This is a genomic window from Thermostichus sp. MS-CIW-37, assembly GCF_054060065.1.
This window is the reverse complement of record NZ_JBSSCV010000032.1, coordinates 14,870-30,219: the sequence shown is the minus strand read 5'-3', so window position 1 is coordinate 30,219 and position 15,350 is coordinate 14,870. Positions and strand designations below refer to the sequence as shown.

The following is a 15,350-nucleotide window of genomic DNA, read 5'->3' as shown; positions in this document are numbered from 1 at the left end:
AGAGAATCGACAAGTGCGGGGAGTCCATGTATCCCGACGCTGATGCTTTGCATACAGGGCGGGACTTATAGCTCCCCGCGCCCCTCCTTTGTTAAAAACGGTACTTAACCGGCCAGTGGAAATGGCCAAGTGCGCTGACGTGGGAGCCTGGGGAGTTGGGTGGGGCATCCACTCTCCGAAGCATCTGTATCAGACTAAACAGAAAGAGGCTTCCAGGATATCTAGGCTCTGTACAGGTGCTCACAAAGTTCTGGATTGGTGGGAAAAACCCCTTCCCTTTCTTAGAGCAGCTCAGTGTAAAGCCTGATGCTCTTTTTTCTCTGATGGGATTACTGTAGAAGTGTTGCAACTGGAATTGTGCGGTGACCGGCTCCTCCTGCGCCCAACTTGCCAAACTCGAGATGCCCAAGATGCCCGTAACGGCTGGGATCCCTGTCACACCTTTTGCGGATCAGGCTGAGGCTGGTCACCTTTTGGTCGTGGATGATCAGCCCAACAGCCGCCTGCTGCTGGGGGATCTGCTGGAGAGCATTGGCTACTGGGTCAGCGAGGCCGAAAACGGCAATCAAGCCCTGCAGATGTTGAAAACCTTCCAGCCGGATCTGATCTTGCTGGATGTGATGATGCCGGGGTTGGATGGGTTCGAGGTCTGTCGGCGCATCAAAGCCAATGACGAGACGCGTTTGATCCCGGTGGTGCTGATTACAGCGGCCAGCGATCGCAAAAATCGCGTGCGCGGTATTGAAGCTGGGGCAGATGATTTCTTGAGCAAGCCCTTTGACGAGTCGGAATTGTTGGCGCGGGTGCGTTCCCTCGTTCGCCAAAAGCACCTCAATGAAGACTTGGATCATGCTGCCCAGGTTTTGTTCGCCATTGCCCGCAGTGTGGAAAGCCGGGATCCCACCACCGGGGATCACTGTGAGCGCTTGGTACAAATGGCCAAGAGCTTCGGCGAGTTTTTACATCTGCCCCGTCCCCTGATCAAGGTGCTGATGTGGGGAGGTTACCTGCACGACATCGGCAAAGTGGGCATACCCGATGCCATCTTGGGTAAAACAGGCAAACATACCCCGGAAGAGTGGGAGGTGATGAAATCCCATGTCTTGATCGGGGAGCAAATCTGCCGCCCACTACGCACCATGAAAGAGGTGTTGCCCCTCATCCGTCACCACCACGAGCGTTGGGATGGCAGCGGTTATCCCGACGGCCTCAAGGGGGAAGAGATCCCTCTGGTGGCCCGTATCTTCCAGATCATCGACATCTACGACGCCCTCACCTCGGAGCGACCTTACAAGCGAGCTTTCACTGCTCAAGAGGCTATAGACATTTTGCGGGAAGAAACAGCCAGAGGGTGGCGGGATCCCCAGTTGGTGGAGTATTTCTTTGAGTTTCTGCGATCGCAGGCGCCAGATTTGGAGTAGGCTGGATAGAGCTTGCTTGTAGTGTATCAGCAGGATAGAGTCTTTTGCCGGGTGCCGATCCGCTGCGCCGTTGTGTAGGCTGTCGCCAGTTGTTTCCTCGCTCACAACTGTGGCGGCTGGTCAGGCAATTTGATTCCCACCAAGTGCTTTTGGATGAGGGTATGGGGCGTTCTGCCTATGTCTGTCGTCGGCTGGAATGTCTGCAGGCAGCCCGACGCAAGCAGCAAATCAGCAGAGCTCTCAAGGCACCGGTGCCTGACTCGTTGTTTCAACGGCTGTTGGATTCTCTTGAGCAGGATTGCCAGGGGCATCTCCTCCAAAAGCCTGAGCCTCAGAGGTATTCCCAAACATAGGTAAGATATTTAAACGCCCTTTTAGGTTCATCAGGTTGCGAACTACACGACAGCCCCCCTCAATTGTCAGAATGGGAGTTGGCCGGAAAACTGAGGTCAGGCTGGAGGAGCTGCAGAGAGGTTATTCTGGAGGCGCTGTTTCCATCTATTCTTTCCCCGGCTGCCCTACTGGATGTCCCCTGCGGATGTTGCCAGAGCAGCTTCAGACCTGGGTTCCCTCCAGTCCGGATCTCTAGAGGATCGCCAAGCTGCTCTCGATGCACCGGAGGAAGCCCCCGCAAGCCCAAAAGGTTCGGCTCAACCCAATAACCGGGTTCCCATTGACTTGGAGAGTAAAACTGACGAGGAGAAAGGAGCAGAGGCTAGCAGACGAATGACCGACAAAGTTCGACTCTATGACATTGCCCGTGAGATGGGGCGTGACAGTCGGGAGGTGCTGGAGATTTGTGAGCAACTGGGGATCCCTTTCAAAACCCACAGCAGCACCATTTCTCCGGAGCAGGCTGAGTTGGTGCGCAGCAAGCTGGGCGCCTCCCGCATTGTGAAGCCTCCTCGACCCCGGCCCAAACCCCCATCTGAAAACCTCCCGCCGGAGCCTCCTGCTGAAGCTAAAGCCAGTGAGCGCCCTCAGCAGAAAGTTCCCGGCACCGCCAGCGCGATCGTCGGCATTCGTCGGCCCGCGCCCGTTCAGCAGCAAGCCCCAGTTGGCGAGGCCAAGACGGCTGAAACTCCGCCGGCTGCCAAGCCCTCGCCATCTCGACCTGAGCGAGTCTCCCCCGAAAAAGGATCTGCCAGCGGTGGTGCTCAGCTCATAGGCCCGCCGCGGCGGCAAGTTAGCCCTCCTGTCCGCTCGTCTGAGGCCACCCAAGAGCCGGGGACGGCTTCTCAACCGGCACCCCCCCCCATTCGCCCTGAACCTGCCGCAGCCAAAGCCAGCAGCTCCGAGCCCAGTTCTGTGGCCAAGCGCCCAACTGTGCTCACCCCCCCTCGACGAGCTACCTCCGAGGCAGAACTGCCGGCAGAGCGGCCTGAACCGCCGCAAAAAGCTCCCGAGCTCAGTCGCCCCAGCCCTTCAGAAGCACCATCCCCCAGCCGCGCCCGTGCCCCTCAGCCTGCGGAAGAAAAAGCTCCTTCTCCTCCACCTGCGCAGCGACCGCGTCCACAACTGGTGGGCGCACCTGTTCGCCCTGGCACGCGTTCTCCGGTGACTGAGGAAAACCGTTCCAGCAGCGGCAAAGCCGGTGAAGCCCCTCGTCCGCAGCGGCGGATGGAATTGGTGGGGCCCCCTACCCGTCCTGTGGCCAAGCCAGCTCCCCCTGAGCCAGATGCCGCCTCTCCCTTGCCAGAGAGGATCCCTGGGGAACGTCCCAGCCCGGTGTTGGTAGAGGCTCCTGTAAGACCTACCCCACCCAAGGTCAAGCGCAAAACGGAAGAAGAAGAGGACGAGGAGTTGCAAGCTCTTAACCGACGGGCTGCCCGCGCTCAAGCCAAACGCAAACGCAGTCGGAGACGGGGGGAAGGAGATGGAGATGGTTTGGATTTGGATCCCATGACCATCATTTCAGCGGTCAAGCAGGCTGAGCTAAACGCCCTCAAGCCCTTGGCTCGCCCCACCGCCAAGCCTCCTTCCTATCGCCCACCCGCGGCAACGGCTGCTCCCACCGCCCGCCCCCGCCCTGCTGCTCGTTCGCAGCAGCAACCCACCTCCGCTGAAGCTGGTGCTGCCGATCGCGCCAGCGGGACAGAGCCCTTGCCCGAAGAGAAGGTGTTGCTCTTGGATGGCAGCCTCACCGTTCAGGAATTGGCCCACCGCCTGCGTGTGGCCGAAACCGAGATCATCAAAACCCTCTTTTTCAAGGGGGTGATGGTGACCATCAACCAGGTCTTGGATGAGTCGCTGGCCGAGTCGGTGGCCAAAGAGTTGGGCTATGAGATTCGCCGACCCGAGGCAGAACCCGAGGCCAAAAAAACCGAAATGCTGGATGTGGAGGACATCGACCATCTGGTCTCGCGTCCGCCGGTGGTGACCATCATGGGCCACGTGGACCACGGCAAAACCACCCTCCTCGATGCCATCCGCGACACCAAAGTGGCGCAGGGAGAGGCTGGCGGGATCACCCAGCGCATCGGTGCCTACCATGTGGATGTGAACTTTGAAGGCCAGAAGCGGCGCATCGTTTTCCTGGATACTCCTGGCCACCAGGCTTTTACCGCCATGCGCGCCCGGGGAGCCCGCGTCACCGACATTGCGGTTTTGGTGGTGGCCGCCGACGATGGGGTACAACCGCAAACTCTGGAAGCGATCAGCCATGCGCGGGCGGCTCAGGTGCCGATCATCGTGGCCATTAACAAGATCGACAAACCCGGCAGCCAGCCGGAGCGCATCAAGCAGCAGTTGGCGGAGCATGGCCTATTGCCAGAGGAGTGGGGTGGGGATACCCCGATGGTGGAGGTGAGCGCTCTCACCCGCCGTAACCTGGATGCTCTGCTGGAGATGATCCTGTTGGTGGCCGATGTGGCGGAGCTGCAGGCCAACCCCAATCGTCCCGCTCGCGGCACGGTGATCGAGGCCCACTTGGACAAAGCCCGCGGGCCGGTGGCTACCCTCTTGGTGCAAAATGGCACTCTGCGGGTCGGAGACACCCTGGTGGCCGGGGCCGTTCTGGGTCGGGTCAAGGCGATGATGGACGATCGCGGCCAGCGGTTGCAGGAAGCTGGGCCCTCTTCGGCGGTACAACTGCTAGGCCTGGATGAAGTCCCGGCAGCCGGGGATGAGTTTCAGGTTTACACCGACGAAAAAGAGGCCCGTCGCATTGCCCAAGAGCGGGCGGAGGTGCTGCGGCAAACCCGTCTACAACAGGCGCTGCTGTCTCGTCGCGTGAGCTTGGGTAGCGTTTCCGCCAAAGCCCAAGAAGGTCAGCTCAAGGAGTTGAACTTGATCATCAAGACGGATGTCCAGGGATCCGCCGAGGCCATTCAGACAGCGCTGCGGGATTTGCCCCAAGAGGAAGTCCAGTTGCGGGTTCTGCTGGCGGCTCCTGGCGAGATCACGGAAACCGACGTGGATTTGGCTGCGGCCAGCGACGCCATCATCCTCGGCTTCAACACTACCCTGGCCCCCGGCGCCCGTCAGGCTGCCGATGACAAGGGTGTGGACGTGCGGGAGTACGACATCATCTACAACCTGCTGGACGATCTGCGGGCAGCGATGGAGGGCTTGCTGGAGCCGGAAGAAGTGGAGGAGCCGCTGGGCCAAGCGGAAGTGCGCCTGGTGATCCCCATCGGGCGCGGTGCGGTTGCCGGCAGCTATGTGCTCTCGGGCAAGGTGCAGCGCAATGCTCTGGTGCGAGTTCGTCGCAAAGGGGAGGTGGTTTACGAAGGTCGTCTCGACTCTCTGAAGCGCTTCAAGGACGACGTGCGGGAGGTGGCTGCCGGCTTCGAGTGTGGGATCGGCATCGACAAGTTCCAATCCTGGCAGGAAGGCGACATCATCGAGGTGTACCAGATGGTCACCAAGCGGCGGACGCTGGCCTCTGTCTAGCTTCATCAAGGCACTTCAGGTTGGCCTGCCGGTCAGGCCTGTGTTCTCGGGCAGGGGATCCCAGACAGGGAGGGAAAATTTGAGCTGATCGCGTAAGCGGGACGGAGTCCTCAGAGGGGGGAATGGATGCAACAGAGCCAGAGACTGAGCCAGATGCTGTTTGTAACGCTGCGGGAGGATCCCGTTGAGGCCGAGCTGCCCAGCCACAAATTGCTGCTGCGGGGCTGCTTTATCCGGCGGCTCTCCCCAGGGATCTACACCTATCTGCCGCTCCTCTGGCGGGTGCTGCAAAAGATCTCGGAGATTGTCCGGGAGGAGATGAACGCCATCGGCGCTCAGGAGTGTCTTTTGCCCCAGCTGCAGCCGGCAGAGATCTGGCGGGAGTCGGGCCGCTGGGAGGTGTACACCCAGGCGGAAGGGATCATGTTTGCCCTTAAGGATCGCCAGGGACGTGAGCAGGCCCTAGGCCCCACCCATGAGGAGGTGATCACCTTGCTGGCCCGGGATCTCATCCGCTCCTATCGCCAGTTGCCGCAGACGCTCTACCAGATCCAGACCAAGTTCCGGGATGAGATTCGACCCCGCTTTGGCCTGATGCGAGGGCGGGAGTTCATCATGAAAGACGCCTACTCCTTCCATGCCAACGAGGAAAGCCTGCGCCAGACCTACCAGGATATGTACCGAGCCTATAGCCGCATCCTCAGGCGCTGTGGGCTGGAGTTTCGCGTGGTGGATGCTGATGCCGGGGCGATCGGGGGGCCATCGGCGGCCTCGCAGGAGTTTATGGTGCTGGCCTCTGCCGGAGAAGATGAGATTCTCTACACGCCCGATGGCTCCTATGCTGCCAATGTAGAGAAGGCCGTCTCCATCCCGCCGCCAGCGGCAGAGTCTCCCTACACCGCCTTCCAGGTTCTGGATACGCCGGGAACCGAAACCATCGAGAAGCTGGCCGCTTTCCTAAAAATCTCCTCTACCCTGATCGTTAAAAACGTCCTCTACCAAGCCCTCTACGACAACGGCCTGCGGGTGGCAGTGCTACTGAGCATCCGTGGGGATCAAGAAGTCAATGAGGTCAAACTGGCCAACCACCTCAGCCGCCTGGCAGAGCGCTACCAAGCCAGCAAATTGCTCAAGCTCGCCTTGGCCGATGCCGAGATCCAAAACAGTTGGCAGGGGGATCCCATCCCGGTGGGCTACATTGCCCCCGACTTGCCGGATAGCTGTCTGGGCCGGCAAAAAAACCTTGCCCCCCAGATCCTGCGCTTGGCCGACCAGACGGCAGCCCTGCTGCAGAACTTTGTGACCGGCGGCAACCAGGTGGGGCAGCACGTGGTGGGGGCCAACTGGGGCGAGCAATATCCCCTGCCGGAAGTGGTGGATGTGCGCAAGGCACAGGCGGGGGATCGGTGTTTGCTCAACCCCGACCAGATCCTGGAAACGGCCCGTGGCATCGAGATCGGCCATATCTTTCAGCTAGGCCTCAAGTTCTCGCTGCCAATGCGGGCCACCTTTACCGACGAGCAGGGATCCGAGCAGCCCCTGTGGATGGGCTGTTATGGCATTGGAGTATCGCGCTTGGCCCAGGCGGCGGTGGAGCAATCCCACGATGCTAATGGCATCATCTGGCCCGTGGCCATTGCCCCCTATCACGTAGTGGTGGTGGTGCCCAACATCTCCGACCCCGAGCAGATGAGCGTGGCAGAGAAACTGGTGCAGGATCTCGCTACTGCCGGCATCGAGACCCTCTGGGATGACCGGGACGAGCGGGCCGGGGTGAAATTCAAAGATGCGGATCTGATCGGGATCCCTTACCGCATCACCACAGGGCGCAGCCTCAAACAGGGCAAGGTGGAACTCACCGAGCGGGCCAGCGGCCAAGCCACGGAAATTCCCATTGAAGAAGTGGTGACCACCCTGAAAGAGCGGATTGAAGCAGCCCTAGCTGTGCCAGACTGAGCGTGGTTTCTCCTGAACTCCATGCTGAACATCTCCATTCTTAAAGAAGACGAATCCTATACTTTTCGCTCTTATTTTGAGATGCCCTACGAGCCGGATGAAATCTTGGCTCAGTTTGGCTATCGACTGGAAATTGGGGAGTGGACATGGCCTGTTGCCCCTGCGCCGCCGCAAACCCCAGTTTTGAAAGATCGGATCCGACAATTGTTACCTTTGGTTAGCCTCACCAGCGAAACAGCGCGGCGGGAATTGCTGGTGGCTCCTGTGATGACCGAAGTGGCTCTCCATTGTCGAGTTCCTTTGCGGCTGGAGTATCCCCTGATGGTCAACAATTGGTTGAAGGGCAGCCTCGATTATCTGTTGCGAGGGAAGAACATCCTGCTGGTGGTTGAAGCCAAAAAGGACGATCTAACGCGAGCCTTTGTGCAAATGGCTGTAGAAATGATTGCCCTGGCGCAGGTGGAGCAGCAGGCTCAGATCTACGGTGCAGTGACGATGGGGTCTATCTGGCAGTTCGGACAAATTCTTGCCCATCAGCAGATGATCAAACAAGACTTAACGCTGTATCGGGTACCTGAGGAGCTGGAAACCATTGCCGGCATTCTCACTGCCATGGTCAGCAACCCCAGCCCATCGTGAATTTAGTGACCATAAATCATGAATCAAAAAACAGTCTGGTTTGCCCTGAAGTTGATGCTGGCTGCCGCCGGGATCAGCACAGCCATCAAATATGGTGGCCCTTACTTGGCCTTGCCGGAGCAAATACCGGTGGTGGTCGGGATGATCGTTTTGCCCACCTTGATCATGGCCGGGATCCTGTGGCGCTGGCAAATGCAGTCTCCTCTATCCAAAACTCCCCTACAAGCCGGCAAGGGATCCCTGGGAATTGAAGATGATAGAGCCTTCACCCCCAGCCCTTCTCCCAGGGGAGAGAGGGAAGTCTGAACTGCTGGACATGGAAGGCTGCCCAGATCCCTTGATGGGTGGGGGGAAGGCTATCGGGATGGATTGGGATCCCTTGAACCCCTACTGCTGGGTAAGGCGCAGGGTTACCGTTGGGCTGGTTTGGTTGCCGGAAGTGGCCGTGAGATTCACCTGATACACCGTGCCAGAGGCCGGAATGGGAGGCCGAACGGTGATGGTGAAACGGCCCTGGGCATCTGCCTGCACCGTTTGGTTGGTCACGGTCTGTTGGGCGCTGATGATGCCGCCCAGAGAGGTCGAAGCCGTTACATTCACCCGCACCGAAGCATTGGGAGCTGTAGTGCCCTGCAGTGTAAACGAAGAGCCGGAAACCCGATCCCCATCCCGCAGGTTGGTGATCTGAGGCAAGAGGGGGCTGGGGGCGCTGACCGTGGCGGAAACCTCTTGGGTGGTCAGCCGCTGGATGCCCCCGGTGGCCCCTTCGATCAGGCGGGCCGGTTGTTCGGCGGTCATGAAGCGCACTTGGCCGCCATTTTCCAAGCGGGCGACGACGATCCCCTCACGGGTGGTATCCTTCGCCTCGATTAGGGCATTCACCACATAGGTGCCGCTGGAGACTTCCTGAGCCGGCAGGGTTTGCACTTGCCGTCCATCTTGGATGAGGTAAACCGTCACCCGGCTGGAAGGAGTGCCTTTGACGGTAACCAGCAGGATTTCCCCGGCTGCCAAGGGGCGACTGCCGGCATTGTGATCCACCAGGTCGATGGAAGCGCGGACAGGGCTGCCCACGGTGAAGCTCCAGGTCACGCGGCGGGTCACCCCCTGGGTATTGGTGAACTCCAGCAAGACTTCCCGACGCCCCGGCGGCAGAGGTTGGGCAGGGCGATAGGTGAAGAAATCGCGGGTGATCACCGACTGGGACGTGACATCTTGACCATCCACAAAAACCCTCACCGTTTCCGGGCGCACGCTGACGCCATCTTGGCTGCGGAAAGAAGCCGAGATTGGGGAGGTAGGTTCAACATTGGTGGCCGCTTGAGCTGGGCTGGGATCCGTAATTTGCTGAGCCCTTGCAGGCAAGCTCGACAACCCCACAACCGCAGCACCGATCACCAAGGCCCGGGGAAACCAGGAATACAAGTTATCGCTCATGAGACCATCCAAGAAAAAGATAGAGTACAGACAGACTACACAGGCAACAAGCCCAGAGAAAGGCTAAACAGAGTCCGGCAGAACATCGGCCTCGATATCCTGTTCGAATCCTGTCACAGGGGATGGCCCCTGTCGATACGCCTAAACCTCTGATCGGCTCTCCAATAGACTCAATCCCAGCGTCAAAACCGGGCAAAGTCAACTGCCATCTACCGTGTGGGATCCCATGTCCATCCTGGCAAAGGCCAGAAGATGACTGTAGGTGAGGATGTAAGGGATCCCTTTGATCAACTAACTTGTGTCGTGACCGCCGATCGCCGATCGATTTATGTCAGTTTATTGATATCAATTCACAAAAATAGCCCCTGTCTCTTGCAGATCGAGGCAATGATCGCCGGAGACATCGTTGACCAGCCGCACCTCTACGGTGATCACATTCAAGGGATCCACGCTCACCTGGTAGCCCACAGGAGCCAACATCGGCGTGTTGATGGCCATGCAATTGGGGATCAACAGGTTGCTCAGGCGCAACGTTTCGCCTGCAGGCAGTTCCGAGACTTTCTGGCGGGGATCGGTAAAGCCGTATTCCAAAGGCAGACCGGTGCGATTGCGGATCACCAGCTCGGCAGGTAGGTCGGGGTTGAAGCGGGCCACTGGGCGATTAAAAACCAATTGATCGACACCCACCGGTAAGCGCGGCAACGGCACTGTCTGAAAGGTAGGCTGAGCGGCAACCCAGAGGGATCCCTGCAACAACCCTCCGCCAACCCAGCCGCCCAGCAGAGTCGCCAACGTCAAAACCATTCTTTTGCTCCGTTCTGCATAGCTCATGGCTTTCGCCTCAGGATGTTCTTCCAGACTGGTGGGAGTTGGATCCCTTGCCTGCTTGTATTGTTCCCAAAAACGGCTGGCCGGGCCAGATGGCTGCTGTTTTTTCCAGGGTATGCCCCAACCAGCTAAGATCCCGTGGGGGGGAAGTTAAGTTAGAGTTGGGAATGCAAAGGGAGGCATGGCCATGCCAGCAGAACCGAAAAAGTCGGAGAAAAACTTCTCGTGGAAGGGCAGTGCCGACGCGGGCCGGGCGCTGACGATTTTGGCTGCCGTGGGAGCCGCGGTGATTTTACTGGCGGGGTTCCTACAGTAGGCAAACAGTAGGCAAAGCTGTTTGTGTCTGCAGCCGGCACAAGCACCTCAGCACGGCGGCGGAAGCCAAAGTTTCTTCTTCAAGGCGATTTCAAGGCGATGGTGGCAGCCTGCTCGACTTCCAACTTGCCTTCAAGGATCATCCCCGCCATGGTTGAAGATGTCCTCAAGGCAAAGGTGTTGTCTGCGGGGCAGGAAGCCGCCCTCGACTGCGTTCTCCGCCATGGCTGCCCTACAGAAAGAAGCAGATCCGGATGCTTTGGAAGTCCTGCTGATTGGTTGATGCGAGGTTCGCTACGCCTGTCCGGGTCACGCCGCTGGGCAGCAGGCTCAACAGGGAAAAAAGCCCAGCAGAGAAGGGATCCCTGCTGAGCCCCTTGAAAGCGCCGAGGAAGGGGTAAAGTGCCCTCAGCCCAGCAGCCGGCGGGCAGTGTTGACCACGTTTTCCACCGTGAAGCCGAACTTCTCCATGCACACCGGGCCGGGGGCAGAGGCGCCAAAGCGGTCGATGCCAATGGCCACCCCCTCAAACCCCAGGTACTTGTGCCAGCCGAAGGTGCAGCCTGCCTCGACGGAGACGCGCTTGGTGACGTTGGGGGGCAGAACCGAGTCTCGGTAGCTCTGGGGCTGGGCCTCAAACAGCTCCATGCAGGGCATAGAGACCACCCGCACCGCCCGGCCTTCCTGCTTCAGTTGGGCGGCAGCTTTCACTGCCAGCTCCAGTTCAGAGCCGGTGGCGATCAAGATCAGCTCTGGGTTGGGGGCATCCACCACCACATAGGCCCCTTTGGCTACGCCTTCAACAGAGGTGCCTTCCACCGGGTTGACGGCTTGCCGGGTAAACACCAGCACAGAAGGGGTGGTCTTGGCTTCTAGGGCCACCTGGTAGGATCCCACCGTTTCGCGGGCATCCGCTGGGCGCAGCACATAGAGGTTGGGGATAGCCCGTAGGGAAGCCAGTGTCTCAATGGGCTGGTGGGTGGGGCCATCTTCTCCCAAGGCGACGGAGTCGTGGGTCATGACGTGCAGCACCCGCACTTGCGAGAGGGCCGATAGGCGGATGGCAGGCCGCATGTAGTCGGTGAAGATCAAAAAGGTGGCGTCGTAAGGGATGAGACCTCCATGAAGCGCCATGCCGTTGGCAATGGCTCCCATGCCGTGTTCCCGCACCCCAAAGCGGAAGTTACGCCCCTCGTAAGAGCCGGCCTGAAACTCTGGGATCCCTTTTAAATAGGTCATGTTGGAGTGGGCGAGATCTGCGGATCCCCCCAGCAGTTCCGGCACCGCTTTGGCCAAGGCATTCAGACAAAACTTGGAGAGGTTGCGGGTGGATTCTCTGCCGGTTTCGGCAATGGGGGCCAGCGCTTCTTTCCAGCCCACCGGCAGCTCCCCGGCCATGATGCGCTTGAACTCGGCGGCCTCTTCGGGGTAAGCCTTCTCGTAGGCGGCGAAGCGCTCGTTCCACTCGGCCTCGGCCTTGGCCCCTTTTTCGATGGCCTGGCGGAAGTGGGCCAGCACCTCGTCGGGAATGTAAAACTCCGGCTCCAGAGGCCAACCCAGGTTTTGTTTGGTGAGCTTCACCTCTTCCGGCCCCAGGGGTGCCCCATGGACGCTCTCGCTGCCGGCCTTGTTGGGGGATCCGTAGCCGATGGTGGTCTCGACAATGATCAAAGAAGGCTTGTTGGTGACTTCCTTGGCTTTTTGGATGGCCTCGGCGATCCCCTTCAGGTCGTGGTTGCCGTCGTCTACCTTTTGCACGTGCCAGCCGTAGGCTTCATAGCGTTTGCCCACATCTTCCGTAAAGGCGATTTCTGTGCTGCCGTCGATGGAGATGTGGTTGCTGTCGTAGAGCATGATCAGCTTGCCCAGTTGCAGGTGGCCGGCCAAAGAAGCTGCTTCGGAAGCCACCCCCTCCATGTTGCAGCCATCCCCCAAGATCACGTAGGTGTAGTGATCCACAATGGTGTGGCCGGGCTTGTTGAAGCGGGCGGCCAGATGGGCCTCGGCAATCGCCAGCCCAACCGCGTTACCCACCCCTTGCCCCAGCGGGCCGGTGGTGACCTCTACCCCCGGAGTTTCAAAGTTTTCCGGGTGGCCGGGGGTTTTGGATCCCCACTGGCGGAACTGCTTAATGTCCTCCAGGCTTACATCGAAGCCGGTTAGGTGCAGCAGCGCGTACTGCAGCATGCAGCCATGCCCCGCCGAGAGCACAAAGCGATCCCGATCCACCCACTTGGGGTTGCGGGGGTTGAACTTCATGAACTGCTGCCACAACACATAGGCCATGGGTGCTGCTCCCATCGGTAGGCCGGGGTGGCCGGAGTTGGCCTTCTGAACAGCATCCACCGCCAAAAAGCGAATCGTGTTGATGGCAAGTTGTTCCAGAGAGGGAGGAGCAGCAACAACCATGTGGGATCCCTATCGCTCGACATTTGCTTTCCAGTATGCCGCGTTTTGGGTCGTGCTTCCGAGGCGGCAGGGATCAATTGGGCCGGGAAATTGGCTTTGTCCAAATTCCAACGGGGCCAAATGGCAGGCTAAGCTGAGTGATACCGTCGCTGCTGTTTTGTGCTGGAGCACTTCTTTGACCGTTGTTTCTTCTTCTCCTGGCGGCAAACCCTCCTGGCTGCGGGCCAAGGCCCCTCAACGGGTGGGATCCGTCCAGCAACTGCTGCGGGACTTGGGCCTGAACACGGTTTGCGAAGAAGCTTCCTGTCCCAACCTGGGGGAGTGTTTTGCCAACGGCACCGCCACCTTTTTGATCATGGGCCCGGCCTGTACCCGCGCCTGCCCCTACTGCGATATCGACTTCACCAAACGCCCCCTGCCCCTGGATGCCACCGAACCCCGGCGGGTGGCGGAAGCAGTGGAGCGCTTGGGGTTGCGCCATGCGGTAATTACATCAGTGAATCGGGACGACCTGCCCGATGGGGGAGCCAGCCAGTTTGTGGCCTGCATTGCGGAAATCCGTCGCCGCATGCCCCAGACGACCATCGAAGTCCTGATCCCAGATCTGTGCGGTAACTGGCAGGCGCTGCAGCAGATCCTGGCAGCCCGACCGACGGTGCTCAACCACAATACCGAAACGGTGCCCCGCCTCTATCGCCGTGTACGCCCGCAAGGGAACTACGAGCGCTCCCTCAAACTGTTGGAGTTGGCACGGCAATGGGATCCCGGCCTGTACACCAAGTCGGGGGTGATGTTGGGTCTGGGAGAGACAGCCGAGGAGATCTTGCAGGTGATGCGGGATCTGCGCCGGGCAGGGTGTGACATTCTCACCTTGGGCCAGTATCTGGCTCCCAGCCCCAAGCACTTGCCGGTGGAGCGCTATGTCACCCCAGAGGAGTTTGACCATTGGCGACGGGTGGGAGAGGAACTGGGCTTTTTGCAGGTGGTGTCTTCGCCCCTAACCCGCAGCTCCTACCATGCCGAGGCTGTGCAAGAGTTGATGCAGCGCTTTCCCAGGAGGAGCTCCTGAGCGCTGGGGCCTCGCCGGCTGCCCGACCTTGTGGGTTGCGCGAGAGAAGAACCCTACTCTGAGATTGGCTCAAGGCCGGGTTTCAGGGCGGCTACAACGTCAGGGATCCCACATTTTGTTCTAACAACTGGGCCAGATCCTGCAGGAAAGCCGCCGCATGAGCCCCGTAGATGACGCGGTGATCACAGGTAAGGTTCACTTGCATCTGGGAGCGGATGGCAATCGCTTTTTCCGGTGTCGCTACTACCGTGGGGCGAGAAGCGCCGATGGCCAAAATGGATCCCTGGTTGGGCGGCAAAATGGCATCGAAGCGATCCACCCCAAACATGCCCAGGTTGGAGAGGGTGAAGGTGCCGCTGGTGTACTCCTCTGGCTGCAGTTGCTTACGCCGCGCCCGCTCCACCAGATCCTTCCAGCGGCGGGAGATCTCATACAGATCCAGCCGGTTGGCTTGCTTTAGGACAGGGGTGATCAGCCCGCCATCCTCCATGGCCACGGCCACGGCGATGTTGATATCCGATTTGTAATGGATGCCGTTTTCTGTGTAGCTGGCATTCAAAAGGGGATGCTTCTCCAGGGTCAGGGCCACCGCTTTGACCAAAAGGGCCGTCAGGGTCACCCCCTTAGGCTTTACCTGTTGGTACAGCTGATCCAAGTTGTCGGTGGTGATGGTGTAGCCGACGTGGAACACTGGCACGCCCAGGCTGGCGTTCATATTGCGCACCACCGCCGCTTGTAAAGTGCTGAGGGGAACCGTTTCTCCCAAGGGGACAGCCGCAGGAGTTGGGGACGTAGGGGCTGGGGCAGAGGGGGCAGCCACTGCAGGAGCGGAAAGGGCCGCTGCCCGCTCCACGTCTTCGGCTATGATGCGACCGTTGGGGCCGGAGCCGCGCACGGTGCGCAGATCGATCCCCAGGCTTTCCGCCAATTTTTTCGCCCGCGGGGAAGCCACGATCCGCTGGGATCCGGCGCCATCCGATCCATTTGGCAGTGTAGAGGTGGGGGTTGCCGCAGGGGCAGGACTTGTCGGCTGAGCTGCAGAGGCGCGGTCTGCGCTAGGTGGAGCCGCAGGGGTAACGCCAGCAGCGAGGGCTTTGGCTTTTTCCTGAGCTTGGGCCACTTCCGCTTCGCTTTCGGCAATCAGGGCAATGGGGGCGCCCACCGGGGCTGATTCCCCTGCCGGCACCAGGATACTGGCCAGGATGCCGCTGTGGAAGGACTCCACGTCCATGTCCGCTTTGTCGGACTCCACCACCAGGATGTTTTCTCCTTTCTCCACGCGGTCGCCGGGGTTCTTAAGCCAGGTGATGATCTTGCCCGTTTCCATGGTGGAGCTGAGGGCCGGCATGGAGAGTTCGTGGATCATCGATGGGGATGGGAAC

Annotated in this window: 12 protein-coding genes; 8 read left to right on the top strand and 4 right to left on the bottom strand. The window is 59.7% G+C overall.

All coding sequences use genetic code 11. From position 1 onward, the window contains the following. The first annotated feature begins 410 nt into the window (after positions 1-410). The 6 genes from ACVWYZ_RS12425 to ACVWYZ_RS12400 all read left to right on the top strand — a co-directional run bounded on the left by ACVWYZ_RS12425 (position 411) and on the right by ACVWYZ_RS12400 (position 8,216). The gene (locus ACVWYZ_RS12425; protein ID WP_457467234.1) at positions 411-1,421 is read left to right on the top strand and encodes an HD domain-containing phosphohydrolase; all 1,011 of its coding nucleotides are present in this window, start codon (positions 411-413) and stop codon (positions 1,419-1,421) included. Positions 1,422-1,465: 44 nt separating this feature from the next. Then, on the top strand, positions 1,466-1,774 hold the full coding sequence (locus tag ACVWYZ_RS12420; RefSeq protein WP_414409175.1) for a YlxR family protein: 309 nt from the start codon (positions 1,466-1,468) through the stop codon (positions 1,772-1,774). Between the two features lie 373 nt (positions 1,775-2,147). Continuing rightward, positions 2,148-5,315 carry a translation initiation factor IF-2 gene (gene infB / locus ACVWYZ_RS12415; protein ID WP_457467233.1) on the top strand — a complete coding sequence of 1,056 codons (3,168 nt, stop codon included), beginning with the start codon at positions 2,148-2,150 and terminating at the stop codon, positions 5,313-5,315. A 126-nt stretch (positions 5,316-5,441) separates the two neighbouring features. After that, a complete protein-coding gene (locus ACVWYZ_RS12410; protein ID WP_457467232.1) occupies positions 5,442-7,271 on the top strand; it encodes a proline--tRNA ligase in 1,830 nt (609 codons plus the stop codon). Between the two features lie 21 nt (positions 7,272-7,292). Next, entirely contained in the window at positions 7,293-7,910 is a 618-nt protein-coding gene (locus tag ACVWYZ_RS12405) for a hypothetical protein (RefSeq protein WP_457467231.1), read from the top strand. An 18-nt stretch (positions 7,911-7,928) separates the two neighbouring features. Continuing rightward, a complete protein-coding gene (locus ACVWYZ_RS12400; RefSeq protein WP_457467230.1) occupies positions 7,929-8,216 on the top strand; it encodes a hypothetical protein in 288 nt (95 codons plus the stop codon). An 81-nt stretch (positions 8,217-8,297) separates the two neighbouring features. Here ACVWYZ_RS12400 and ACVWYZ_RS12395 read toward each other — a convergent pair whose 3' ends face one another. Together ACVWYZ_RS12395 and ACVWYZ_RS12390 are read right to left on the bottom strand one after the other, a co-directional pair. Continuing rightward, on the bottom strand, positions 8,298-9,347 hold the full coding sequence (locus tag ACVWYZ_RS12395) for a hypothetical protein (RefSeq protein ID WP_414351943.1): 1,050 nt from the start codon (positions 9,345-9,347) through the stop codon (positions 8,298-8,300). 345 nt (positions 9,348-9,692) lie between these two features. Continuing rightward, entirely contained in the window at positions 9,693-10,178 is a 486-nt protein-coding gene (locus tag ACVWYZ_RS12390; protein ID WP_457467229.1) for a hypothetical protein, read from the bottom strand. Between the two features lie 184 nt (positions 10,179-10,362). Between ACVWYZ_RS12390 and ACVWYZ_RS12385 the strand changes: the two genes are divergently transcribed. Continuing rightward, complete coding sequence (locus ACVWYZ_RS12385) at positions 10,363-10,491, top strand: hypothetical protein (protein ID WP_011432750.1); 129 nt, start codon at positions 10,363-10,365, stop codon at positions 10,489-10,491. Positions 10,492-10,898: 407 nt separating this feature from the next. Here the strand turns inward: ACVWYZ_RS12385 and tkt are convergent, their stop codons facing one another. After that, on the bottom strand, positions 10,899-12,899 hold the full coding sequence (gene tkt, locus ACVWYZ_RS12380) for a transketolase (RefSeq protein WP_457467228.1): 2,001 nt from the start codon (positions 12,897-12,899) through the stop codon (positions 10,899-10,901). A 175-nt stretch (positions 12,900-13,074) separates the two neighbouring features. On the opposite strand from tkt, the gene lipA reads away from it, so the two are divergent. Then, positions 13,075-13,968: a lipoyl synthase gene (gene lipA / locus ACVWYZ_RS12375; RefSeq protein WP_457467227.1), complete on the top strand. Its 894-nt coding sequence runs from the start codon at positions 13,075-13,077 to the stop codon at positions 13,966-13,968. A gap of 91 nt (positions 13,969-14,059) precedes the next feature. Here the strand turns inward: lipA and ACVWYZ_RS12370 are convergent, their stop codons facing one another. Continuing rightward, complete coding sequence (locus ACVWYZ_RS12370) at positions 14,060-15,334, bottom strand: dihydrolipoamide acetyltransferase family protein (RefSeq protein WP_457467226.1); 1,275 nt, start codon at positions 15,332-15,334, stop codon at positions 14,060-14,062. Positions 15,335-15,350: the final 16 nt, after the last annotated feature.